24 protein-coding genes are annotated in these 25,988 nt (G+C 37.7%); 23 read left to right on the top strand and 1 reads right to left on the bottom strand.

The annotated features are described in order from the left end of the window. Positions 1 to 105 precede the first annotated feature (105 nt). Positions 106 to 3,906, top strand: coding sequence for a DUF5704 domain-containing protein (locus PaeCFBP13512_RS13315; protein ID WP_137223669.1), 3,801 nt, complete (start codon positions 106 to 108; stop codon positions 3,904 to 3,906). A gap of 129 nt (positions 3,907 to 4,035) precedes the next feature. Here PaeCFBP13512_RS13315 and PaeCFBP13512_RS13310 read toward each other — a convergent pair whose 3' ends face one another. Next, on the bottom strand, positions 4,036 to 4,926 hold the full coding sequence (locus tag PaeCFBP13512_RS13310) for a LysR family transcriptional regulator (protein ID WP_137223667.1): 891 nt from the start codon (positions 4,924 to 4,926) through the stop codon (positions 4,036 to 4,038). 119 nt (positions 4,927 to 5,045) lie between these two features. On the opposite strand from PaeCFBP13512_RS13310, the gene PaeCFBP13512_RS13305 reads away from it, so the two are divergent. The 22 genes from PaeCFBP13512_RS13305 to iolC all read left to right on the top strand — a co-directional run bounded on the left by PaeCFBP13512_RS13305 (position 5,046) and on the right by iolC (position 25,987). After that, positions 5,046 to 5,960, top strand: a complete 915-nt coding sequence (locus PaeCFBP13512_RS13305) for a DMT family transporter (RefSeq protein ID WP_137223665.1) — start codon at positions 5,046 to 5,048, stop codon at positions 5,958 to 5,960. Positions 5,961 to 6,436: 476 nt separating this feature from the next. Then, positions 6,437 to 6,904 (top strand): prepilin peptidase, encoded by a 468-nt coding sequence (locus tag PaeCFBP13512_RS13300; protein ID WP_137223663.1) that lies wholly within the window; start codon positions 6,437 to 6,439, stop codon positions 6,902 to 6,904. After that, on the top strand, positions 6,897 to 7,733 hold the full coding sequence (gene cpaB / locus PaeCFBP13512_RS13295; RefSeq protein ID WP_137223661.1) for a Flp pilus assembly protein CpaB: 837 nt from the start codon (positions 6,897 to 6,899) through the stop codon (positions 7,731 to 7,733). The genes PaeCFBP13512_RS13300 and cpaB overlap by 8 nt, the downstream gene beginning before the upstream one ends. Before the next feature lie 47 nt (positions 7,734 to 7,780). Continuing rightward, positions 7,781 to 8,995 carry an AAA family ATPase gene (locus tag PaeCFBP13512_RS13290; RefSeq protein WP_137223659.1) on the top strand — a complete coding sequence of 405 codons (1,215 nt, stop codon included), beginning with the start codon at positions 7,781 to 7,783 and terminating at the stop codon, positions 8,993 to 8,995. Further along, positions 8,961 to 10,307, top strand: a complete 1,347-nt coding sequence (locus PaeCFBP13512_RS13285) for a CpaF family protein (protein WP_137223657.1) — start codon at positions 8,961 to 8,963, stop codon at positions 10,305 to 10,307. Before PaeCFBP13512_RS13290 ends, PaeCFBP13512_RS13285 begins: the two co-directional genes overlap by 35 nt. Continuing rightward, positions 10,297 to 11,238 (top strand): type II secretion system F family protein, encoded by a 942-nt coding sequence (locus PaeCFBP13512_RS13280; protein ID WP_161594268.1) that lies wholly within the window; start codon positions 10,297 to 10,299, stop codon positions 11,236 to 11,238. Before PaeCFBP13512_RS13285 ends, PaeCFBP13512_RS13280 begins: the two co-directional genes overlap by 11 nt. Positions 11,239 to 11,245: 7 nt before the next feature. Continuing rightward, a complete protein-coding gene (locus PaeCFBP13512_RS13275; RefSeq protein WP_137223653.1) occupies positions 11,246 to 12,172 on the top strand; it encodes a type II secretion system F family protein in 927 nt (308 codons plus the stop codon). 55 nt (positions 12,173 to 12,227) lie between these two features. Continuing rightward, positions 12,228 to 12,455 carry a hypothetical protein gene (locus PaeCFBP13512_RS13270; RefSeq protein WP_137223651.1) on the top strand — a complete coding sequence of 76 codons (228 nt, stop codon included), beginning with the start codon at positions 12,228 to 12,230 and terminating at the stop codon, positions 12,453 to 12,455. After that, positions 12,424 to 12,903, top strand: a complete 480-nt coding sequence (locus PaeCFBP13512_RS13265; RefSeq protein WP_137223649.1) for a TadE/TadG family type IV pilus assembly protein — start codon at positions 12,424 to 12,426, stop codon at positions 12,901 to 12,903. The genes PaeCFBP13512_RS13270 and PaeCFBP13512_RS13265 overlap by 32 nt, the downstream gene beginning before the upstream one ends. A 38-nt stretch (positions 12,904 to 12,941) precedes the next feature. Further along, a complete protein-coding gene (locus PaeCFBP13512_RS13260) occupies positions 12,942 to 14,588 on the top strand; it encodes a hypothetical protein (RefSeq protein WP_137223647.1) in 1,647 nt (548 codons plus the stop codon). Between the two features lie 32 nt (positions 14,589 to 14,620). Beyond that, positions 14,621 to 14,914, top strand: a complete 294-nt coding sequence (locus PaeCFBP13512_RS13255; protein WP_137223645.1) for a hypothetical protein — start codon at positions 14,621 to 14,623, stop codon at positions 14,912 to 14,914. 24 nt (positions 14,915 to 14,938) lie between these two features. After that, positions 14,939 to 16,417 carry an S-layer homology domain-containing protein gene (locus PaeCFBP13512_RS13250; RefSeq protein WP_137223643.1) on the top strand — a complete coding sequence of 493 codons (1,479 nt, stop codon included), beginning with the start codon at positions 14,939 to 14,941 and terminating at the stop codon, positions 16,415 to 16,417. Between the two features lie 30 nt (positions 16,418 to 16,447). After that, entirely contained in the window at positions 16,448 to 16,636 is a 189-nt protein-coding gene (locus PaeCFBP13512_RS13245; protein ID WP_137223641.1) for a hypothetical protein, read from the top strand. Positions 16,637 to 16,675: 39 nt separating this feature from the next. Then, complete coding sequence (locus PaeCFBP13512_RS13240; RefSeq protein WP_137223639.1) at positions 16,676 to 17,533, top strand: pilus assembly protein TadG-related protein; 858 nt, start codon at positions 16,676 to 16,678, stop codon at positions 17,531 to 17,533. Between the two features lie 37 nt (positions 17,534 to 17,570). After that, positions 17,571 to 18,026 carry a hypothetical protein gene (locus PaeCFBP13512_RS13235; RefSeq protein ID WP_137223637.1) on the top strand — a complete coding sequence of 152 codons (456 nt, stop codon included), beginning with the start codon at positions 17,571 to 17,573 and terminating at the stop codon, positions 18,024 to 18,026. A gap of 127 nt (positions 18,027 to 18,153) precedes the next feature. Beyond that, the gene (locus PaeCFBP13512_RS13230; protein WP_137223635.1) at positions 18,154 to 19,173 is read left to right on the top strand and encodes an ABC transporter ATP-binding protein; all 1,020 of its coding nucleotides are present in this window, start codon (positions 18,154 to 18,156) and stop codon (positions 19,171 to 19,173) included. Further along, positions 19,170 to 19,883: an ABC transporter permease gene (locus tag PaeCFBP13512_RS13225; RefSeq protein WP_137223633.1), complete on the top strand. Its 714-nt coding sequence runs from the start codon at positions 19,170 to 19,172 to the stop codon at positions 19,881 to 19,883. Before PaeCFBP13512_RS13230 ends, PaeCFBP13512_RS13225 begins: the two co-directional genes overlap by 4 nt. A gap of 5 nt (positions 19,884 to 19,888) precedes the next feature. Beyond that, entirely contained in the window at positions 19,889 to 21,304 is a 1,416-nt protein-coding gene (locus tag PaeCFBP13512_RS13220) for a GldG family protein (protein WP_137223631.1), read from the top strand. 18 nt (positions 21,305 to 21,322) lie between these two features. Continuing rightward, the gene (locus tag PaeCFBP13512_RS13215) at positions 21,323 to 22,303 is read left to right on the top strand and encodes a DUF4340 domain-containing protein (RefSeq protein WP_137223629.1); all 981 of its coding nucleotides are present in this window, start codon (positions 21,323 to 21,325) and stop codon (positions 22,301 to 22,303) included. A 328-nt stretch (positions 22,304 to 22,631) separates the two neighbouring features. Beyond that, a complete protein-coding gene (gene iolA, locus PaeCFBP13512_RS13210) occupies positions 22,632 to 24,104 on the top strand; it encodes a methylmalonate-semialdehyde dehydrogenase (RefSeq protein WP_137223627.1) in 1,473 nt (490 codons plus the stop codon). A gap of 15 nt (positions 24,105 to 24,119) precedes the next feature. Next, a complete protein-coding gene (gene iolB, locus PaeCFBP13512_RS13205; RefSeq protein WP_137223625.1) occupies positions 24,120 to 24,935 on the top strand; it encodes a 5-deoxy-glucuronate isomerase in 816 nt (271 codons plus the stop codon). A 59-nt stretch (positions 24,936 to 24,994) separates the two neighbouring features. Beyond that, a complete protein-coding gene (gene iolC / locus PaeCFBP13512_RS13200) occupies positions 24,995 to 25,987 on the top strand; it encodes a 5-dehydro-2-deoxygluconokinase (RefSeq protein WP_137223623.1) in 993 nt (330 codons plus the stop codon). The last annotated feature ends 1 nt before the right edge of the window (position 25,988 follow it).

The following is a 25,988-nucleotide window of genomic DNA, read 5'->3' as shown; positions in this document are numbered from 1 at the left end:
TGGAAAAAATTGTTTAAAAAGGTATATAGCCGTTATATTAATTTTTGGATTTTATCTAGCTTTCTTTTGTTAATAATACAAGTAATTTTTTCTGTAGTTGTTGGGATGGATAAAGCATATTCTAATGAAATATCTATCCCCAAATCTCAAAAAATTGTTAAAGTAATAAAATCTGATAAAGTTAAAGGAACACCTGGTGTTTACTGGTATCAATTAGATAATGGAACTTTTAATGCTGATCATTCTGATGGAAAGACAACCAATACTCCTATGGTAGGATCTTGCGAATTTCCATTCCCTTCAAAAACGGTAATTCCTGATGAAGTTGATTTAGCAAAGTGGCCTCCATCATCATGGGAAGAATATAGAGATACTAAAGTACTTTCGTCATCTGTTCAAAATATAAGATTAGATAAAGTTGAATTTCATAAACAAAATTCGTTTGAAGGTGTAGGACAGCCAGTAATTACTACAAAAACAAAAGTTGCAATAAAAACTACAACGGGTGGAGATTTTGATTATAACTCTTATGATGTTTTTATGAAAAGACCTTTCGGTGACTGCTCCAAAGTAACAGTGGGTTACGATACACCTGTGGATATTACTTGGCAGGGAGATTTAATAGAAGAAAAAGAAATTGAAGTTGATCCAGATTCTGTTTTGCAAATTAATGATACGAAGCAACTTAAAGCATCTATTCGTACTAAAAGTATTGGAAGTGATACATGGGGCAATTACATTGATATCACTTCTAGAACAGACGAACTGAAATGGTGGTCTTCGGATGAGTCGATTGCTACAGTCAATCCGACAACTGGGTTGGTGACTGCTGTTAGTGAAGGCAAAGTGACGATTCGAGCGATATGGAAAAAAGAAGAGTATCTGATCTCCGATACAGCAGAGGTTATTGTTGGAGAGGGCGGAGCAAGAATTGCGATAGATTTGCCAAATGAAATATGTACGACTGATACATCACCCATACAAGCAGAAGCTACATTAACTAAGATGGATGAAACTACATATAGCTTGCAATCCCATCCTTCATTATCATGGGCAAGTTCAGACTCAAGTATTGCGACGATAGGTAAAAATGGTGTACTCACACCTACGGGAACTATTGGAAGTACAGAGATTACAGCGCATTTTGTAGATACCGAACAAGCTTTAGACGTACAAGATACGTTTACGGTGCATGTGGTCGATTGTAACGGGTCACAAGAACCCGATGCAGGCGTGATTTGTACTATACCTGCTGTCAGTAATACGTTACATCCTGCTTATATAGACCCGACGCCTACTGGCGTGATCAAAGCAGACAAACGAGATCAGGAAACATTTGATGTCGCTCAAGGGATTCCCACTTCTGAATATTTATATGGGAATGTTCTATCTCGTGAATATTTATATGATGCAACATTTACGCAAATGACGGGAACATGTGATTTTAAAGTACCGGTTACCAAAGTCTATCATCGTAAATGGGATGCAGGAAAATATAAAGAACGAAGCAATGGCAATCGGTATTGGGATTCCGATTGGAAAAGCGATGATAAAAAAGTAACTAAAAATTATACGATTACCCGACCTTATTCATATTGGACGATTCCATCATTAGCGATGTACCAATTGTCGCAAGCGGAACTTGCAAATTATGCGTTACCTAATGGGAAAATTACTCTCACTCCAAATGGATATCGTCCGCCGTCCTATCAGGCAGAATATACAGGAGGGTTTACAAAGCCAGAATCGGTTAAAGCAGATGCCCCTTCTTCTTCACTTAATGGAGGACGGCAAAAGTCAGCACCTTCTGTACCTACAGAAGATTTAAACCGATTTGCAGAAAAAGAAGTTCCTGATATTCAAGTGCATAATGATAAGCTTATTGTTGTAGGACAATTGATTATGGATGCTCAAGAAAAAACAGTGTCTACACCAACACCGACCAGTATGCCTACCCCGACCATGATCGGACGTAATGTTCTTTATAAAAGTGGAAATCGAATTGAAAAAACAAAAGTGAATCGGAAAGATACTCAAAGTACAGGAACCGTTTTTTACACCATAATGGAAGGTGGTAAAGGAAACTATACTCCTATTCAAAAGCCGATCCAAGGTATCAATACGGTGACTGTACATACACCTGTCGTAAACTATTCATTGGTAGCGGATGATCAACCACATAATCAGAAAACAATTCCGGATCTATACAGTTCTGCGCTTATATTAGATCGTCCTTTCTCTGTTCGGATTCCTACGAGTGGACAGCATACAAATTATCCGGGCTATGGGAATCGAGATTATGCAAAATATATGCGTACCAAACAAGTACAGTTTCCTTTTGATGTATATAACAACGAACAGACCACATTTATTCCTAAACATACATGGGTGGATATACCGGTAAATCAATTGGATACATCTTTCTTTTTGCCGGTATGGGTAGATGAAGGCAAGTATGATATTTTATTTCGTACCATTGCTGAAAATGCACCGGCTGCTTTTACAGTTCAACATAACGCTAATGTGACTCTAGACAATCATGTCGCTGTAGAAAGTGTTCCTGTTGATGTGATTGGACGTGTCTATGATTTTCATATTACCGATATTGCTGATTATAACTGGCAGATTGTATTTGCACCGTGGAAGAACTTAGACATTCCTCAGTCAGCTTCTTATTGGGTTGGTGATAAAGGAATAGATGGTGAAACGCGAGGAACTACGGCTCCTTATATACTGCCTGTTCGTCAAGGAAGTCATCCGATTTATCGCAACTTAGCGGTCAAAACCGGTTATCATTTCAAATTCGATCTCAAAACCAAAGGCAATATGTTTGGAGCACAAGATAGTATTCGAATTACACCTTCATTCAGTTATGTTTCTCGTCAGGGTGGAAAGCCGTTTCCAGTCGATTTATATTATTCGAATGCGAGTAAAAACTTTATTCAAATAGGATCGGCGCAAGACCAAGTACAACGGTATACGATTTTGAATGATCCTTTGCGAAAAGTACCTGCTGAAGAGCTCCAAAATACGGCTCTTTATATGTATGATCGATTATTACAACAACCAAATGAACCAATTAGTAGCTCGGAGTCTAATGGATCAATCGTAGACCAACAACAATCCAATCATTTCTGGACAGCCCTGATCGAAACAGTAGCCGAATCCATCTGGGTTAATCAAACGGGAATCTCGTGGGAAATTACAGCTGAACAGATCCAAGCAATCACGCAAAAATTAAGCCATAGTAACAATAATACAGATACACCCGCTTCATTTACACAACATACGACGAAGTCATTACCTGCTAATTCAGAAGAAGCGATTGCTATGTTTGCAGATGCTAGTGCTAAGCGCAAAGTCAATATAGGCAAGTTTACTCAATTGTTACTGACTCAGCCCTTACGTACATTGATAGGGCCACAGCAACATCTACCTGAAGGCAATAATACGATGCGTTCCTTAGCAGCTGTGCAGAAATGGTACGGTGAATATAGTCTGCCTGCTGATGTATATGTCGTAAAGCAAGGAACTCGTTTGCAAGATGTGACAGGGTCAACGTCTACCAATCGTTCCAACAATCCATCTTTAACAACAGAGTCTAAGCATTCATCTATATCTGCGATAAATACTCCAAAAGGGTTGGATGATCATTCTTCTATTTTTCTAAGTGATGGCTATATCGTTGTTAATTTTAATATCGAAACGATTCAGAATGGAGATCTGGAACATCCACATCTTCAGTACATCCATGCGCCACTTATGAATCAATGGCAACTGGAAGGATTTCAAAAGCAATTTAATGATCCATGGGGATTTACATTTGAGCTTCAAGATGGTGATGTGATATTTTATCATGCGAATAAAGGAAGTAAAGATGACTTCCAATCTTCGGTGACGCATTAATACCATGTATCTCCAATCAAACCTCTATATGAATAATATAAAATGGATATACAAAAAGTCTGTATTCTTTATGTCAAAGATACAGACTTTTTTGTGTTTATTTACGAGGGTATTTATTTAAGTCGTTATTTACGAAGGAATAGATATAGCCGACTCGATAAATAATTCTTCAGCAGTTTTGATTAGTAACTGCACAGCAAGTGAAGCATTTGGTAATGAAGGAATAGCGATGCCTATTTGGCTTGTGATCCGTGGTGTAACTTCTCGAACATCTAGTTGATGGGGGTGCATAGATAAGGCTAGATTGGATACAATACCGATGCCTAGCCCCTGACGTACCATATTAATTAATGCACTCACATTATGAGTAGTGAATGTAATATTAAGCTCACAATTTTCGTTGTCAAAAGCTTCAATAATCGCTGTTTCGTGTCCACCTTTGCACAAAATCATATCTTCTTTATGAAGATGTTGAATCGTAATATGCGCTTGTTGTTGTAACGGATGGTTAGCAGGTAAAAGAAGCACCATATCATTTTCACATAACGGAATCACATCTAATTCGGGTGCAGGCAGAAGAACAATGCCGACTTCGATTTTGCGATTGTATACCCATTCTTTCACATCGTTTGCAGAGCCTTCATGAAGATCGAAGACCAGGTTAGGATAATTTTGTTTGATCTTTTGAATAATAGGCGGTAAAAAATAAGCAGATGCTGATGGAAAAGCACCTACACAGATTGTACCGACATCAAGCCCTTTGACAGCAGCTACCTGTTGTTGTACTTTTTCCATGCTGTGCAAAATGGTACGGAACTGCACCAAAACTTGCTCACCGACCTCTGTCAGCAAAACTCCTTTTTTGCGATCACGCAGTAGTAATAGAGTATCTAATTCATTTTCAATACTGGCTATAGCATGGCTCACCGCAGGTTGGGTCATATGCAAATCATGAGCAGCTTGAGTAAAGCTTAATGTCTCAGCAACACGTACAAAGGTCATAATCTGAGTAATGGTCATAACAATATCGTTATCTCCTTTATGCAAAACATTCATTTTATTTATAAGTGATAACAGTATAACCTAAAGAAGCACAAATTTAAAACAGTGTAAACGCAGTAAATGAAAGGATGAATAATATGAAGACATTATCCCCTAAAACAACATTATGGTTGGTGATTTTCCTTGTTACGATCTGGGGAATCAACTGGCCTTTAACCAAATTAGTATTACCTGATGTGCCACCTCTTTTATTTTCAGGACTGCGGACTTTAATAGGAGGTGTAATTTTATTAGGTTTTGCCTTAAAACATATTGAACGATTGCAATGGAAACGGAATATGAAAATCTATGTGGTTCTCGCTATTTTGAATATTATCGGATATTACGGACTACAGACGATAGGCATTGGCTATTTGCCAGCAGGTTTATTTTCAACGATAGTATTTTTACAACCGATTTTACTTGGATTGTTTTCATGGTTATGGTTAGGTGAAAAAATGAATACGATGAAAGTGGTTGGATTGGTACTTGGGTTTGCCGGTGTGGCTGTGATTAGTTCTGGCGGGATCGAAGGTAACTTATCGGTAACAGGTATCGTTTTGGCTCTGGCATCGTCGTTATGTTGGGCGCTAGGTACGATTTATATGAAGAAAAATAATCAGCAATTGGATTCTTTATGGACAGTGACCATGCAATTGTTAATCGGTGGAGTTGTGCTGATGATTCTTGGATCATCTACCGAACGTTGGAGTGATATTCAGTGGACGCCTTCTTTTATCGAAGTGTTATTATTTATTTCCCTTTTTGTTATTGCTGGTGGTTGGATGGTGTATTTCAAACTAATCGACAGTGGAGAAGTGAGTACCGTAGGAACGTATACTTTTTTAATCCCGGTATTATCTAATATCTTTAGTATCTGGATATTAAATGAGTCGATCACTTTACCTTTATTGATCGGTCTGGTTATGATTGCTTGTAGTATAGCGTTTGTAAATTGGAAAAAGGCAGTCAAGCTTCCATTGATCGTACAAGTTCCTTTAGATAAAAAGTAATAATCTCTAATAAATGAGTACAACATCATCCTAAAAAGACTACTTCTTTCTTAGAAATAGTCTTTTTTTTATTTTAAATAATAAGAGCATTAGATTTTATATTCTGAATCATACATAAACTAACGAAGTTTTTAATAAAATCTAGGTAAAACTGACTATGAAGTAAGTACCTTTATGATTTGTCCGTTAGACCTTATTTATATTACATATAATGGTATATTTGTCGAACAACACTGAGTTTTGAACTATTTTTCAGATTAAAATACCTAAATTTGGTTATCCTAATGTAAAAAATGTACATTGCTAAATAGTAAGTTACTATTTTTTCCTTTTATTAGGAAAACAGTTCTATTTACCTTTGCTTTAAATTCGGACAAAATAAGAACATATTTTTCAAAACTTATTCGTGAATCATATTTACATATTGATCTTTACAGCTTGATTTTTACAAACTGATTAGAACAAGGAGATCACAAATGATAGAACTTATTTATATTCCATTTCTTGTTCTATTAATGATTTGTATTATAACAGATTGTCAAAAACGAATCATTCCAGATGTTATTACTTTACCTGGTACCGTGTATTTTTTGCTAATTCATCTTGTTGTCAAAGATATTACAATCTGGCAAAGTCTAATCGGTGCTATAGGCTTGGGAAGTATTGCACTCTTACTTGCTATTATGAGTAAAGGCAAATTAGGTGGAGGCGATATCAAGCTTTTTGCAATGGTGGGTGCATGCTTAGGGTGGTCTGCCGGAATATGGGCATTCCTTTTTACTTTTCCATTAGCAGCTTTCGTGGCTCTTCCTTTACTGCTTTTACGCAAAGTAGCACCAAAAACATTTCATGTTCCAAATGAATTGCCTTTAGCTCCGTTTATAGGTATAAGTTGTTTTTTACTGATGGTATTACTACAAAAGGTGGCAGAGACATATGTTTGAATCGAAAAAGCGTGCATTTGTATTTATGCTTATTGCAATCACCTTAGGTGCTGTTGCAGTTATTTTGTTTTCTAGCTATATGAAAGAAACCAAAGCCAGTCTAGGTGAATTTGTAACCGTACAAGTAGCAGCGCAAGATATTCCAGCAGGTAGTGTAATCAAACCTGAACTTTTAACAAATCAGGAAATTCCACGTAAATATATGATGGATTCGTTGATCACATCTCCACAGCAATTAGAAAATAAAATATCCGTTGTGCCTATTACAGAAGGGTCTGTGCTTACAACCTCCGTCCTGCGCAACAATACGTTTGTCAAAGGAGATTATCGTCAAGTGATGCTACGTGCTCCATTAGCAGTTTTTGATGAACAGATTGATGCGTATGACAAAGTAGACATTGTGTATTCTTATGATGCCAAATCGACTAAGGAAAAAGAAAGTAATGGAGATAGTCGAATCACCAAAGTATTACTCAAAGATGTAACAGTAAATAGTGTTCAAAAAACAGGTAATGAGATTACAGCTATTGGTGTGCTTGTCAGTCTTAATGATTCTAAATCTGTAGTGTGGGCACTTAATTACGGTAAAGAAGTACGTTTATTAAAAAGTGGTAGTAGCAAAGATGTAGGAACAGATAACAGTAATACATCACATAAATCATCATCATTATCAGAAAGTCCAACTACATCAACTAAAGAAGAAAGTAAATCACCATCTAAAGAGACCAAAGTTATTCCAAAAGATACGAAAACAAAAGATGTATCTCAAAAACCTAAAGATCCCTCTAGCAATACAACTAAATCAGTTACTTCAAAAGCAGATGAGTAACATAAGCAAAGTCTAAACTTACTATAATCAGCAAGGAGGCTATCCATTTGTCCGCAGTTAAAATATCTATCGTATCTAGCAATGAGCGCCTCACCCAACAGTTAATACAAAGTATTCATTTTTATAATATGCAACCCGGTGAAGTGATTGAAAAACCACGTGAAGCTTATATGCAAATTCATCCTAAAGAGCCACGTGTTATTTTGTTAGCAGAATCGGAAGAATTGACTGATTTGACACCTATTATTCAACAATTGAAAAAGGTAAATGCATCAGCGCCTGTTATTTTTTTAAGTCGTACTGGAGATTTTATACAGATTCGAGAAATGTATCGTGCTGGTGTAACCGATGTACTGCGAATCCCTGATGAATTGGATCATCTTGAGAATGTACTTGAAAAAGCGATACTACTTGCCCAACGAGGAACAGATCAACGTTCTATTCATACACATGATACAAATGGTGGGAAAGTGATCGCTTTGTATAGTGGTAAAGGTGGCGCAGGAACAACAACTATAAGTGTTAACTTGGCTCAAACTATTGCTTTACAAACAGAAGCTAAAGTTCTTTTGATTGATCTTAATTTACAATTTGGCGGCATTCAACATTACTTAGATATTCAATTTGAACGCAATTTAGGCGATCTCAAGTCAGTATTGAAAGAAATTACGTATAGCCAGTTAAGTAATGTGCTATACCCATTGCCATCATCTGGTTTGAACTTATTGTTATCCCCAGCCCATCCGCAAGAAGCTGAAAATTTTACAGGGGAAGATATTGAAATGTTGTTCACTACTTGTCGTCAACATTTTGATTACATCATATTGGATCTGCCTCGCGAACTTAATGAAGTCTCAATTAGTGCGATCAGTCAGACAGATGAATTGGTATATGTATTGAATTTAGATCGATCTTCTATTTTAAGTTTGAAAAGTGTGATGGATATTTTAGATCGTTATCACTTGATGGATATGAACCGTATCTCGTTAGTCATTAATAAACATAGTAAACGATCAGATGTGACAACAAGTGATCTTGAAAAGATCGTCAATATTCCGACTATTGGATCTATTTCAGAAGATCTTAAAGGTCAGTTACAAACGAGTGCGAATTTAGGGCAACCATTATTATTAGAGCGCCAAGAAAAATTAAAAGGGGTCAAAGGATTGATTAAAGAATTTATTAATCTTCAATCTGTTTTGAGTGTTAAAGAAGGAGGCGAAGCTCATGTCGATCTTTCAAAAGTTAAGCAGCAGGCTTGACGATCCACAAGCAGAAGAGCAGAAACCTTTAGATTATACAGATTATTTATTTAATCATTATAAAAATCGACTACTTAAAGAAACAAATTTGGATCAGTTGATCAAACTGCCTAATTTTCAAAAAAGGCGAGCTATAGAGAAACTGATTAGCGATATGATGGAGCAAGAAAAAGTTATTATTACGCAGATGGACAAAACGAAATTACTAGATATGATTCTAGACGATTCTGTTGGTTTTGGTCCACTAGAACCTTTGCTACAAGACGATGATATTACAGAAATTATGGTTAATGCTCCTGACGAAATCTATATTGAACGTAAAGGTCAGATTACATTATCAGATGTTTCATTCAAAAATGATGATCATATTCGTAATATTATTGATCGTATTGTGGCTCCAATTGGCCGACGTATTGATGAAAGTTCTCCACTTGTTGATGGACGATTAGAAGATGGCAGTCGTGTAAATGCAGCAATTCCACCTATCGCTCTACATGGTCCTGTCATTACAATTCGTAAATTCAAAAAAGACCCATATATGATGAATGATTTAATTGGGTTTCAATCATTATCTAATAAAATGTCTATTTTTCTAGAAGCTTTGGTAGGTGCCAAAATGAATATTATTATTTCAGGTGGTACAGGTAGTGGTAAAACAACACTGCTTAACGTCGTGTCTGCAGCGATTCCGATTGGTGAACGTGTCATTACGATAGAAGATATGGCGGAGCTACGACTAAATCGTAAAAATGTTGTTTCTCTTGAAGCACGTCCAGCCAATATGGAGGGTGCTGGCGAGATTACAATTCGGCAACTGGTTAAAAATGCACTTCGTATGCGTCCCGATCGAATTATTGTCGGTGAGGTACGTGGTGGTGAAGCTATGGATATGCTTCAAGCGATGAATACAGGTCATGAAGGATCATTAACAACGATTCATGCAAATAGTCCACAAGATGCTATGTCTAGACTAGAAGCTATGATTTTGATGAATAATTCATCTATGACTGCTGAAGTAGTCAGACCTTTTATTTCTGCAGCTATTCAGTTAGTGGTACAGACATTACGTTTATCTGATGGTACCCGCAAAGTAGTGTCTATTGCAGAAGCAATCAGTGAGAACGGAAATATTCTATTAAACGATATTTTTCGTTTTCACCGAATAGGCACAGAAGCGAATGGGCGTATCCAAGGTGGGTTTGTAACTACAGGTTATATTCCGCAATGTGCAGATAAATTAAAAACATTTGGTTATGATTTGGGGAATTCATTTTTCACTCCTGCGGAGGAGGCAATCACATATGTTGGTTGAAGATTGGTTTTTACTTATTCTTTTTTTAACTGTTGTGGTTGCTACAGTAGCTATTATGGAAATTACAACAGTACGTAAAAAAGTAAAAGTACTAAATAAGCGACTTGCTGATCTTCATACAGATGAGATTAAAACAAACAAAGGAACATATCGTAGATTAGCTGGCAAGTTTAATCGTTCTGAATATGGACGTGAATGGGATAACCGTTTGGCAGGAGCAGATTTGAATATCTCAGGATTTAATTATGTATTGATTCAATGTGCATTGCTCTTTATAACAACCTATTTATTGAATGTATTGGTAGGATTACAGTTTCCAATGGATATTATTGTCGCTTATTTTCTAGTCACAATCGGTTCTTCTCAATGGCTCAAATCAAGAAGAAGAAAGTTTGCAGCACAGATTAATGGTCAATTACCAGAAGTATGTCGCATGATGGGGAGCTCTATTCGTGCAGGAATGAGTATTCAACAAGCAATTGATATGGTAGCCAAAGAACTGAAAGCACCTGCGGGACCTCTTTTTCAAGGAATGGCTCGTGAGATGCAGCTTGGTAACAATCTAGATACTGTACTTGAAAATATGAATGAGAAATTTAGCAGTCGGGATATCCAATTAATGACCCAGACTATTACTATTCAACGTCAAGCTGGAGGTAATCTTGCTAAAGCACTTGATCAACTAGCCAAAACCTTAGAAGAACGAGAACGTATGAACAAAGAATTAAGCAATCAAACAGCAGAATCTAGATATATTGCATTAACACTTGGACTGATGCCTGTATTTCTAATTATTGCTTTTAATATTGTATTTAAAGGATTCATTACTCCTTTATTTACGATTCCAGGTTTGATTCTATTAATCGTTGTCGCTATTTTGATGGTGTTCGGATTTCTAATGATTCGTAAAGTCACCAATATAAAGGCGTGAATAATTTATGTTATGGATAAATACATTATTGTATACAGCTTTAATTTTTTGGGGCGCTGCCGTATTCTTTTACTGGCGTTATCAACTCAAGCGTCTTAGTCTCAAAAAAAGAATGGGTATGGTAAATGAAGATAAGAAGAAGAAACAGAAGATTAGTGAACAATTTAAAAAGCGAGTATTTGAATGGTCTGAGAAATTAATTCCATTAGGGTTACGCTTTAAATTATTTACAAATCCGGCTACTATTCAAGGGCAAATCGAACTGGCTGGACACCCTGGCGGATTGCGATTGGATTCATTTTACGGATTTCGCTTTTTATGTGTCTTTACAGGAATGTTGCTTGGAACATTATTGGTATGGATGGGATTCGGAAATGGAATCGTATTGATTTTATTCATCGTAGCAGGATTAGCTTTTCCTTCACTTTGGTTAAGAGGCGCAGCAAAAGAAAGACAAGAACGCTTAGGTTTGGACTTGCCTGATTTTATGGATGCCATGAGTGTAACTTTACAAGCAGGTGTACCAATGGATCCTGCAATGAAGCAGATCATTATGAAAATGCAAGGACCTTTGCAAGAGGAACTATCTCGTTTTCAGCAAGAATTAGATATTGGTGTTCCTCGTGAAGAAGCTTACGTACGCTTAATGAATCGTAATCAAAGTAAAGAGTTAGAAACATTGGTCTCTTCACTGGTGCAAGGTAGCAAATTAGGGGTTCCTATCTCACAGACATTTAATCTGCTATCGACAGATATGCGTGAGACACGAATTGGAATGATGAAAGAGCGGGCTGCTAAAGCAGGACCTAAAGTTACTTTAATTACTAGTTTTCTCATTTTGCCTGCGGTATTACTATGTGTTGTTGGATTGTTAGTGCTTAACTTTATTTACAATCCTGAAGGTATTGGTGTCTCATGGGATGCTTTGCAGTAACACATGAACATTGTATCCTAAATAGTTGACTTTACTTGAGAGGGGGTGAATAACGATGATGAATAAATTAGGTTCTTACCTATATGCTAAAGCAACAACAATTGGGCAATATACCAAAAATGAAAAAGGTGCTCAAGCGATTGAGTATGTAGGTGTAGCTGCTGTTGTCGTTGTACTGATCATTGCACTTATGAGCTTGTTTGGTAAAGAGGGTGGCGGAATTGCAGAAGCTTTGGTTGATAAAATTAAAGATGCAATCGATAAAATCAAAATTGGTGGATAACTCCAATATTCGCAAGGGTGACGTGCCGTCTACGGGCGGTTGGCGTCATTATCTTCGCAATCAACGTGGTGCACAAGCGATCGAATTTGTAGGTGTTTTACCCTTATTTATTTTAATGGTACTTATTGTATTTCAATTTGCTTCTGCTGCGATTACAGCTGTAACAGTTAAGCAAGCTGTCATGGAGGGTGCGCGCGTAGCTATGGTAGAAGATCAAGGTAATGCAGGATATCAGACGGCTATACGCAATTTTGCAGGTAAATATGATATCAAAGAAATGAGTAAGCAAGAATACTCATCGGGTGGCAATACATATGTCACCGTCAAAGTGACGTTGGAATCACCGCTTGTATCTGGAGCTTTATTCAATACATCGGGATTATCTATTCCTATTTCATCTTCAGCGACGGTACGCAAAGAAGAAGATCCGACAAAAGTAGTGGAATAAAAACGTACGGAAAGGAAGTGTTCAATATCCGGCGCGTTATGTACAAAATAGGTGGAGCACTGCTTGCAGTGCTTTTTGTTCTCATATCGGCGACTCCTGTATTTGCCACAGCAGATGCAGATCAAGAATCACCTTTTAAAACTCATCTTAGTGATGTTAAAGTGAAAGATCAAAATGAAGTCCCACAAGACACAACAACAGATACAGCAATTCCGCCTATCGATGGAGTGAATCCAGATGGGAATCATCAGGGACAGAATCAGATACCAAATCCTAATGGAGAAGGAAATGTCTCAACGCCTACGAATGAAGTTCCTAACAGCAATCAAAATGGTGGTACTCAGACAGATAGAACTTCTACAAATGGTATAAATATACCAAGTCCTAACCCAATAGATGGCACTACTACCAATGGAACCAACATAGATCCAACTCATACAGATGGAACCAAGACAGAAAGTACCTCGACAGATCCTGCAGATCAAGCAAACGTCAGTGCACCAGACAATCGACCATGGTATGAGAAGCTATGGGATAAAGCAAAAGATATTGCTGCTAACCCTATTGAAAGCTTACAGAATTTTGGAAAAGGTGCAGCAGCAGGAGCTGTTGGAGCCGGCGTTGTTATCATAGCAGCTGTTGTAATTTTCGCAGTTGTTTTGAGCGCCCCTATTTCTGTGCCTGTTCTTATTGTAGCTGGAGTAGTTGGTATTGTAGCCGGTGGTATATATGGATTAATGGCAGGAGATAATTTTGAATTTATTAAAGGAATTGGTTATGGTGCTTTAGGAGCCATATCTGTAATTGGTATAGCACAATCTGGAATAGTTGGTGCAGTCCGAGGCGGTTGGACTTTCTTCAGGAGCCAAGGTACAAAATTGTTTTTGAAAGAAGTAGGAAAAAAATCTTTAGGATATGTAAAAGGTTTGGGTAAAGGTTTATGGGATGCAGGTAGAGGATTAGTAACTTCTCCTATCCAATTACTAAAGACTGCAATAACAAGTAAAACTACAATTACTGGTTTTACAATAAATGCAGCAGTAGGGTTTTTTAATAAATTGGCATTTGATGGACAATTGCCTGATTTAAAAGAATCAGGAGTAATCTTATTAGAAAGTGTTGCTGGAGCATTAGTTTTTGATAAAGTAGCAGATATCCTCAAAAAGCCAGCAATATCTAACTTTGGGAAATCTGTATCTGGATTTTTTGGAGGAATGATTGAATCTCTTTCAATAACTAAAATCAAATCATTAATTGATCCAAAGGAAAACAAAAGTATACTCGAACAAAGTCAATCTGGTGTTATTAAATCAATGATTTTGACTCCTATATTTGGACGAGCTCTTAAAAATTTAAGAACTAAAAATAGTATTACTACTACTACATCAGATCTTGAAGAAAGAGGCATTGAAGTAAGCCAAAGTAATGTAGGAAATAAATCAATAACGCATCGTCAATTAGATATGATTTGGAATAATCGTTCCAATCAAAATACTGTTAATCGTTGGCAGAATAATCATAATTCTTCTCTAACTCAAGCTCAGTATGATCGTTTATTAGAACAAGAAAAAGCATTACAAAATATAAAAAATCCACTGGATATTACTCAAAAGATATCAGAAGAATCTCTAAATAAAGGGACAGAATGGTTATCAAATGATAATCCATCAAAATCTGCTAAATAATATGATACATTTGCAAGGAAAGGAGTGGTACCGTGAAGGCAATTCGTGAATATTTTACTAGTAAGCGACAACTAAATTATTTGAGAATAAGTGCTTTGATTTTTGTTGCTGCAATGTTGTTAACAAGTTATCTTAATAGACACTTAGGTATATTAAGTTTCAAATGGGGAGTAATTATTGTTGTTATTTCATTAATCCCGGCTTTAATCATAACAACGATTAATTATATACTTGCAGATGGACCAGAGCGTAAACAATATCGAATCCGATTATACTTAGGAGTAATTGTATTTAGTATCATCGGATATTTAAGATATGGAATATAAATTAACAAATGGATGTGAATAGTTATGAGAAAGAAGGGATATTATATCTTATTGCTGACTGCTGTAATCGCTCTAGCAGGATGTAATAACAACGCATCAGAACCAGCCAATCCATCTACAAGTACAACCAGTTCGATAGAAACATCAACAGAAAATACAGAAACAGCAACTCAGCAAACAACAACGAATGATCCATTAGCTGCTGCTACTCCTGTAAAAGTAGTTGTACAAAATGATAAAGAATCATACAGTACTACACCTAATGATGCTAAAGATATCAGCAATAGTCCTGCTCAACAGCAAATCCAAAAATTAATAGAATCAGTTGCAGTAACGCTAGACGATAACGGAAATTTTAATCCCAAAGAGCCAATCACTCGCTCTCAATTTATCCAATGGATGTATGGATATGACAATAAAGAAATCAAGCTTAAAAATAATCCTAACGCTAGTTTTGATGATGTTGCTTCAGACAATCCTGACTATCTATTAATTGAAGGACTTTATACATCAGGTGTGATTACAGGGTTTCCTGATGGAACTATGAAATTAAATAAATCGTTAACACGAGAAGAATTAACTCTATTGTGGGGCTGGTATCAAAGTGATGGTGATGTAGTAGATTCTGCTGTCTCTCCAGAAATTCATCTACAAGCATTAAAAAACTATAGTGATTATAAAAAAATAGGTCATATTTTTATAGATGCCGTATATCGTTATGGGGCTAATGATGATAGTGAGTATACTAACGTATTTGGGAAAAATAATAAGCTACAACCTCAACAAGCTGTAACTCGGGAACAAGCTGCAAAATGGATTGTTGACTACACCAAAATCGAAGACCGCGAAGAAGAAGATACAGACGATGTAAAAGCCAATTTCGAGACATCAGCATCTACCACGGTCACAGTAACTGATCTTTCTCACAATATTGCTCAAAATGATATTGTGAATTTGCTTTCTTCTGGTGCTGCTTCTGTAGATACTAACGGACATTTTAATCCAAATGATTTCATTACAAGACGAGACTTTATTGAATGGATGTATCGTTATCATCCTATAGAAGAATCTACTCCCTTAACAGAGTTTACTCCTTTTGTAGATGTAGCGGAAAATGATCCTGATTATGCATTGATTCAAAAACTACAGCAAACCGATCAAATTGTAGGATTTGACGATCATTCTTTAAAGTTAGATCAACCTTTGACTCGTGAACAATTGTGTTTGTTATGGACAGCTTATACTAATATAAGTTCTTTGAAAGATCCGATTGTGAGCCCATCTGTAACACAAACTAATCTATTAAATTATATCGATGGTAAAGAAGTTGGAAAAGATTATAAAAACAAAGAATTTTATCAGCAAGCTGTATTGCCGTTTCTGATTGGAGATCGTGAATATCGTCAAGTATTTGGCTATGTTCCCCATATTCAACCACAAGCTGAAGTATCACGAGCAGAAGCAGCACAGTGGATTGTAAAATTCACTGATAAAGATGATTGAGACTGCAATATAAACACGGAGGGATAAAGCATGCAATATACCTGTCAATCTTGCCGGGATATCTCGACGCACAAATTATTACGTAAAGAAATGGTATGTGCTAGATGTGGCGGTGAGATTGTAGCGGATCCGCAGCAGATGACAAAAGCGAATAAACAAATCATGTTAGTACTTGTCGTAATGGCGATTATTGCTATTTGTGTTATTGTATACGGCTAATTATTGGTTTGGTTAAACTAAAAATGGAGATGAGTACACATGAACCGATGGATGAAGAATATACAGCAAAAACTTCATAATGAACAGGGCGGAATGTCGATTTTGACAGTATCGACACTTGCCTTTGTTATCATCGGTAGTGTGTTTTTATTTTATTATTTTACTGTCTTTATTGAAAAGCGACAGGCACAGAATGTAGCTGATGCCGCGTCGCTTACTGCTGTACAAGAAGTGAAAAAACAGTATGAATTGGCAATGCAAGAAAAAGCAGAGCAAACCATAGAGGACTATTTAGAAAAGCTGGATGAAGAATCTTCTGAAAGTGGAAGTAGTGGTTCTTCTTCAAGTTCATCTAATCATTCAAATTCTTCTGGTGGTGGTCACTATGAAGGTAATGCAGGTGGACATACAAATGGATCAGGCTCGACAGGTTCTAATAGCGACAGTGGTTCTGGTTCAGGTGGTGATCAAGAATCAGATCGCGAAGAACAAATTAAAGAAGATATATATACCAAAAAGTTAGAAGATATCTTGATTGATAATGAATTTGATGCTACAACTGATTGGATGCTGGTGGTGAAAGAGCCTTATTTTGAAGAAGAATTTACAGCAGCCCAAAATGGTGATTTATTGTATGATCGAATGCGTCAGTATGCAAGTCAGATCGGCGCTGCTGCTCAACAAGCAATAGATAGTAATGGTGGAGATACAAGTGAAGGTAGTCTTACGTTTCCTGTTGAAGGAGAAGCCAAATTCAAACTTTCAGCAGCGCGAACACTCAAATTAGAAAAACTAGGGATCGAAGAAGATATTTTTGCTGCATCTGCCGCAGGGATAGGTTCTAAAGATGTACCGATCGATGTGAGCACAAAGCCAGAATTTACGATAAACTGGTAAGAACGAATCGAATCATGAAATCAAAAGGAGGCAGACCTTGTTATCATCCAAAGTTGAACAATACTTCAAAGAACAAAATGGCTGGTATGAAGAAGCTTCGTCTGACTATGTAGGTGCTTTGGAACAGTTAAATATTCCGCTAGACTCAGACTTTGCTCAATTTTATTTACATGCTGAGACAGGGCCTACGTTTTACAGTAGACATCGTGAACTTTACCATATTGCTTGGTTTGTACTGTATTCGAATTATGATCTAAGTGTACATAGTGCCCGCACGACGTTGCAATTACCAGAAGAATATCTTCCACTGGATGCTTTTGTCGGTGAAGGTGGATACTTTTATAATCGGCAGACGGGACAAGTGTTAGAATTGAGTCTTGGTCAACCGTTACAAGACTTTTGGGCAGGGCAATTACAACCGCAATGGTCCGATTTTAATTCATTTTTAGAATGGTTTTTTGAACTGGATCATTCTGCTCATTCTTCTTCCTAAATCAGTCGCTAAGATCATCATGATCTGGCGGCTTTTTTTAAGCTTTCCTTTACCTTCCTTTAAGCTGGATTTATAACATTTACGTTATAGTAAAAAGGATTTTGGGAAAAGCGGGAGGGAAAACAATATGCTGCAAGTCCAGCAAGTAAGCAAATGGTTTGATCAGCGTCGCAGTGTAGATGGAATAGATTTTGAGATGAAGCGTGGTGAAATTGTTGGTTTTCTAGGACCTAATGGTGCGGGTAAAACAACAACTATGCGGATGATTACAGGATATTTAACCCCTTCTACGGGACAGATATGGGTAGATGGACTACCGATGCATGAACAATCCAGACAAGCACGTAGTAAAATCGGCTATTTGCCAGAGACACCGCCACTTTATCCCGATATGACCGTGCGTTCGTATTTACGTTTTGTGGCGGATCTACGTGATGTGTCGGTACGAGAACAGAAGTTACGGATAAGTGAAATGGTGGATCGGCTTGGACTACAAGGAAGAGAACGACAGGTGATTCGTTCTTTATCTAAAGGATATAAGCAACGTCTAGGATTAGCAGGTGCGATTATTCACCAACCGGAATTATTGATTTTAGATGAACCAACATCTGGGCTTGATCCAAATCAGATTATGGAAATTCGTCAATTGATTCGAGAATTAGGAGAGCAACATACCGTGTTGTTGAGCACTCATATTTTGCCAGAAGTCAGTATGCTCTGTAACCGAATGTTGATTATCCATGAAGGCAAATTAGTACTGGATCGAGCAGCTGATCATATTGGTGATTCATTGCATGAGAATTTCCAGGTGCAATTGGAAGTGAAGTCTAAGCCTGCGATCGTACGATCAGTACTGGAACATTTAGTCTTTGCACATATGGAATTTCAGTATTCAGATACCAATGAACAACAAGAACAATTGATTACGATCCAATTAACTGGAGTCGATCAGGAAGATTTTAGAGAATCACTTTCTTTATTATTAGCCGAAGCACGAATACCTGTATTAGAAATGCGTAAAGAAGGTCACAGTTTAGAAGATCTATTTGCCAAATTAACAACAGATTCGATATCGAGTAAAGAAACCAATGTATCATCTGTGGACGTTACAGATACTCCTGAGACAAAGGGGGATACATCCAAGTGAGACGCATGTGGGCGATCTGTTCTAAAGAATTACAGCTGTATTTTTTAAATCCAACGACTTATTTTGCAATTGCCGTCTATGTATTGCTATCCAGTTATATGTTTTATGTTAGTTTTGTCGGTTATCAGCCAAGTATATTGGATTACCGTTTGATTTTGGGCAATACGATTTTTATGTTATTGATTATTATTCCGCTGTTAACGATGCGTTTGATATCTGAAGAATTTAGACAGGGAACCGATGAACTTCTGCTCACTTCGCCTGTCACAGTAACAGAGATTGTGGTGGGTAAATACTTAGCTTCGCTTGGTTTATTAGTAGTATTAATTGCATGTAATCTAGTGTATCCGATGACGATGTCTTTTTTCGGTACGATGAATATGCCAATGTTATTGTTATCTTTATTGGCGGTATTTTTACTCGGTGCCGCAATGATGGCGATAGGGCTATTTGCTTCTAGTCTGTTTCAACACCAGATGGTATCGGCAGTGATCGCATTTGTACTCTTACTGGGACTATGGATTATTGATTCTTTTACAATGAATTCAGATATTGCACAGAAATGGTTAGAACCTTTTTCAATATCGAGTCGAATCGATAATTTAATTAAAGGCGTACTGCATGGACCTGATATTCTGTTCTATCTTACGTTATCTCTATTGTTCCTCGTGCTGAGTATACAAGTCGTGGAACGGAAAAGGTGGAGGTGATCAATATGAAAAAATGGATACAGGGTACAAATGCAGTTGTCTTTTCAGTAGCAGTGATCGGGATTTTTATTATTGTGACACTATTTCTAAATTCGATTGGCACTTTTCAAGTCGATCTGACCAAAAATAAACAATATACGTTATCCGATCAGACGATAACAACATTGCAAGGATTAGACCAGAATGTCGAAGCACTAGTCTTTCTCAACTCGCAAGATGCTGAAGTCTATACCCGTGAAGTGACAGATTTATTAGCAGAATATCATAAAGTGAACAGCAAGTTGCAAGTCAAAACGTATGATCTGCTGACCAATCCAACACTTGCCAAGCAATACGGAGTGACTGAAAGTGCAGTGGTACTCAAAAAAGGAGATAGTACCAAAATCGTTCCGGTATATGATATGTTTGCTGATGGTGCAGGAGCAAGTGATATGAGTGCAGAAAGCGCAGAAGCCAGTACTTCTTATCAATTTAGTGGTGAAGAAAAGCTAACTTCAGGTCTGTTATCTCTATCTTCATCTACAACACACAAAGCATATCTGCTCAACGGGCATAATGAATTTGCAACCACTGATATCAGTACACTGGTGAATCATTTAAAAGAAGAACATATTACGGTGAGCGATCTGTCTTTACTACAAGAAGGTGCTATTCCGAAAGACGCAAGTCTACTTATGATTGTAGGCCCGCAAAATGATTTGAGTGATGGGGAAACCAAGCTCATTAAGCAGTACTTGAGTAATGGAGGCAAGTTATTCTTATCTCTTGGATTTAATGAAAAAATGAGTAGTAGTTGGAAGAACTTAGACTCATTAATGAGCATGTATGGGGTTAAAGATACTCATACTGTAGCTGTAGAACCTAAAGACACGACCTTATATGATCCACTGACGATTATTCCAGACTATGGACAACATGAGATTACATCCAAATTAGCAACAAGCAAGCTGTATACGATGATGTCTCTGTCAGTTGGTTTGCAATTAGAAGCGGTACAAGGATGGACAACAACACCGTTACTGACTTCTTCGAGTAATAGTTATGGAGAAACCAATCTGTCAGGCTTATTAGAATCCAAAACAGAACGAGATCAGAAAGATTTACCTGGCCCTTTCGATCTGGGATTTGCTGTCGCTGATAGCAAAGGTGCACCCAAAGCAGTGATTTTAGGCGGATCTACTTTTATGATGGATCAGGAAATTGTTCAGCAAGCGAATTTAGATTTTGCACTGAATAGTATCAATGATCTGTTAGGTAATACGAGTAAAATCACGATTCGACCTCAAGTACAAGAACAATACCAGACTGCGAATTTATCATTATCTCAAGCGAAAATGATTTTCATCGGAACAGTGATTGTATTTCCTTTACTCTTTGTCATTATAGGGATTGTACTATGGTGGAGACGACGGAGAGGATAGAAAGGAGTCTTACAGATCGTGCAATTTCGTCAATGGATACCGACTATAAGTATGGTTATCATTTTGCTGGTAGGTGGAGCGTACGCGTATTCACACAACTTTTTTCAAAAAGATCAGACAACTCCTGTAGAAGCCCAATGGATTTCGTTTACACCTGATACTGTGCAGAAGATCCAAATCAAACCTTTACCTGAACAGCAGGAAGCGACTACACCGTCGGGATCTTTAACACCGATTGTGCTTGAAAAAAATAAGGATCAATGGCAAATGAGTCTACCTGCCAGCTACCCTACCAATTCGTATATGATTGCAGATTGGTTGACCACATTACAAGCTGCTACAGTGCACAATATTGTAGAAGAAGCACCAACCGATGTAACCAAATACGGGATAGATCCACAGCAACCTAATATGGTATTAACCACATCGACAGGGCAACAAGATAGACTGTATATTGGGAGCAAATTACCAACCGATGGATATTATTATGCACGCTTAAATGAAGGAGCAATTATCCAATTAGCACAGCAGACCGTTACAGATTTGTCAGCTACTGTTTTTGGATTTGTCGATACGACGCCAATGGGTTGGAATGATCAAGATATGACAGCTTTGAGCTGGACGGATACCAAAGATCAGAGCCATTGGACAGTACATCATCAAGCCAATCTAGAAGATCCATCGCAAGATCGTTGGACTTTTAATGGTCATTCTATTACTGCTGAACAAGCATCCAATTTGACAGATAGTATCAAAAATATACCAACTGATCAATTGCCACAACCTGCTTCTAAACAATCATCGCAATCGTCTGTATTCATTTTGAAAGTGACTCGAACAGAGCAAGGGCATACGGTTGTAGATACGTATCGAGGATTTCAAAATGCCGATGATCCTACATCAATTTGGGTGACCGATCCTACTCATATGTGGGTGTATCGTCTACCTTCAGAATCGATCCATCAAGTGATACAGTCGGCACAAGCGCTCTCTAAATGATAGGCTTATCTGTTATCAATGATCGTTGTCTAATCATCAGTTATCCACAGCCAATAAAGTGAACATTCACACCAAACACCTTTTATTGAGTAGATTGCATACTTGGTAAAAGGTGTTTTTTGAGTTCGATATCTATCTATATTGATCTCATTTGATAAAAAAAGAAGGTAAAAGGATAAAATGATTGACTGTAAGCAGTTTTGAGAATAATATTTAACTATAAATTAATCAAAACATAATCAAAAAGTGATAAATTAATCAAAATATAACAATGATACAACTATTGTGATGATCTATTGAAGTGTATTCAATTAGAGGAGGAACAAAAATGACAGAAGCGCTACAAGTAGAAAAGCTAAAAAATTATATCAATGGGGAATGGATCGAAAGTAAAACAACCGTCTACGAAGATGTCTACAATCCAGCGACCAAAGAAGTTATTGCAAGAGTCCCCCTGTCTACCAAAGAAGATATTGATTATGCTGTTGAAGTAGCCCACCAAGCTTTTCAATCCTGGCAAAAAGTAGCTGTTCCTCGTCGTGCACGCATTCTGTTTAACTTCCAACAATTATTGTCTACTCATAAAGAAGAATTAGCTCGTCTGATCACTTTAGAAAATGGGAAAAATTTGACCGAAGCATTAGGTGAAGTAGGTCGTGGTATCGAAAATGTAGAGTTTGCCGCGGGTGCGCCTACATTGATGATGGGCGATTCACTGGCTTCTATTGCAACAGATGTAGAAGCGGTAAATTATCGGTACCCGATAGGCGTAGTTGGTGGGATTGCTCCATTTAACTTTCCTATGATGGTGCCTTGTTGGATGTTCCCGATGGCAATTGCTTTAGGCAATACATTTATTCTCAAACCTTCTGAACGTACACCGTTATTAACTAGACGTCTGGTTGAATTATTTACTGAAGCAGGATTGCCTAAAGGCGTATTCAATATCGTATACGGAGCGCATGATGTGGTGAATGGTATTCTGGATCATCCTTCGGTACAAGCAATCTCATTTGTTGGTTCGAAGCCTGTAGGAGAATATGTATTTAAGCGTGGAAGTAATAATCTCAAAAGAGTGCAGGCATTAACAGGAGCCAAAAATCATACGATTGTACTGAACGATGCTGATCTAGAAGACACGGTGACCAATGTGATCGCTTCTGCTTTCGGTTCAGCAGGTGAACGGTGTATGGCATGTGCTGTTGTCGCTGTTGAAGAAGGAATTGCGGATGCTTTTATCACCCGTTTGAAAGAGCGAGCAGGCGAGATCAAAATCGGAAATGGTCTTGATGACGGTGTATTTTTAGGTCCGGTGATTCGAGAAGAAAATCAGAAACGTACTATAAGCTACATCGAAAAAGGGATTAGCGAAGGCGCAACGTTGGTCTACGATGGTCGTGAACACATTTCAGAAGAAGGCTATTTTATCGGACCAACTATTTTTGAAAATGTCACAACAGATATGACGATCTGGAAAGATGAAATTTTTGCGCCTGTCTTATCGGTTATTCGTGTGAAGCATTTGAAAGAAGCAGTCGAAACGGCTAATCGCTCGGAATTTGCTAATGGAGCTTGTATTTTTACATCCAATGCTTCAGCGATTCGTTATTTCCGTGAAAATATAGATGCCGGGATGTTAGGCGTGAACTTAGGTGTACCTGCACCGATGGCATTCTTTCCATTTTCCGGTTGGAAATCTTCCTTTTTCGGTACGCTACATGCTAATGGAAAAGACAGTGTAGACTTTTATACGCACAAAAAAGTAGTCACTGCTCGTTATGTTACGCCTACGTTTGAATAAGGAGGGTTCCAAATCATGAGTCGTTTATTGCGTAAACCTCAACAACAACTTCTCAGCACAGGAGTAACTCTGCTACATGAAGTGAATCAAGATAATTCTCCTTTACACTATGTAGGATTCAAAATGATAGATATCGAACCCGGTGCGACATATAGCGAAGCACTGGGAAAAACCGAATGTTGTATTGTAGCCGTCACAGGCCAAATTACAGTCAGCGATCATGAACAGACGTTTACCGGAGTAGGAACACGTGCAAGTGTTTTTGAGAAAAAGCCTACAGATAGCGTTTATATTTCAAATGATCGTGCATTTACCGTTACCGCAGAGACAACAGCTAGAGTGGCTTTATGTTATTCACCTTCTATCGAACAACGTCCAACCCGTATGATTCAAGCCGCCGAAAATGGTGTCGAGCATCGTGGGAAATACAACAATCAGCGTCTGGTACATAATATTTTGCCAGACTCTGATCAGACGGTAAATAGTCTTTTGGTCGTTGAAGTCATCACAGAAAGTGCGAACTGGTCCAGTTATCCACCTCATAAGCATGATGTTGATCAATTGCCTGCGGAATCGTTATTAGAAGAAACATACTATCATGAGATCGATCCTGCACAAGGGTTTGTATTTCAACGTGTGTATACTGATGATCGTTCAATAGATGAGACGATGGCGGTTGAACATCGGAATGTTGTGATCGTGCCTGTCGGTTATCATCCTGTAGGTGTGCCTGACGGATACACTTCGTATTATCTTAATGTGATGGCAGGACCCAAGCGCATCTGGAAATTCCACAACGATCCTGATCATGAATGGATATTGCAACGTTAAGCTGATGATCAAGCTTGTACAGAATAGAAATTTGTGAAGGAAACGGAGTGGAAGAACAGATGAAGTACGAATTAAAAAGTGAACGTGTTTTCGATATTATTGCGATCGGTAGAGCCTGTATAGATCTGAACGCTACAGAATACAATCGTCCTATGGAAGAAACGATGACGTTCACCAAATACGTCGGTGGATCACCTGTTAATATCGCAATTGGAAGTTCCAAATTAGGGCTCAAAACAGGCTTTATCGGGAAGCTAGCAGATGATCAACATGGTCGCTTTATTGCTAACTATATTCAGAATTTAGGTATCGATACCACAGGAGTCGTAATTGATCGAGCAGGTCACAAAACAGGGCTTGCTTTTACCGAAATCAAAAGCCCTGAAGAATGCAGTATTCTGATGTATCGTGATAATGTAGCCGATCTGTACTTGGAACCTAGTGAAGTAGATGAAGACTATATCCGACAAACAAGTACTTTATTAGTATCAGGTACTGCTCTTTCGCAAAGTCCTTCACGGGAAGCTGTACTCAAAGCAGTCAGTCTTGCGCGTAAACACAACGTAAAAGTGATTTTTGAATTAGATTATCGTCCATATACATGGAACTCTATAGAAGAAACGGCTATCTATTATGCACTGGTTGCCGAGCAAGCAGATATTGTGATCGGAACACGCGATGAATTCGATATTCTTGAACATCGTAAAGGAAAAAATGAGCAAACGATCGCTTATTTATTCCAGCATCTTCCGCAACTGATTGTAATCAAGCATGGTGTCGAAGGATCATATGCCTATACAAAGTCAGGTCAACGTTTTCAAAGTAAAGCGTATATCACTCAAGTATTGAAAACATTTGGTGCAGGTGATTCGTATGCTTCTGCTTTTCTGTATGCTTTATTTGCAGGTAAAGATATCGAGACCGCTCTTAAATACGGCAGTGCTTCAGCTTCGATCGTGGTGAGTAAGCATAGTTCTTCTGAAGCCATGCCTACAGTAAATGAAATTGAACAATTGATTACAGCAGATGAAAAAGAGGCACAATACAGATAGA

Source organism: Paenibacillus sp. CFBP13512 (assembly GCF_005233705.1).
Lineage (GTDB): Bacteria > Bacillota > Bacilli > Paenibacillales > Paenibacillaceae > Saccharibacillus > Saccharibacillus nuruki.
The sequence above is the reverse complement of the archived record's forward strand: the minus strand, read 5'-3'. Positions and strand labels throughout refer to the sequence as shown.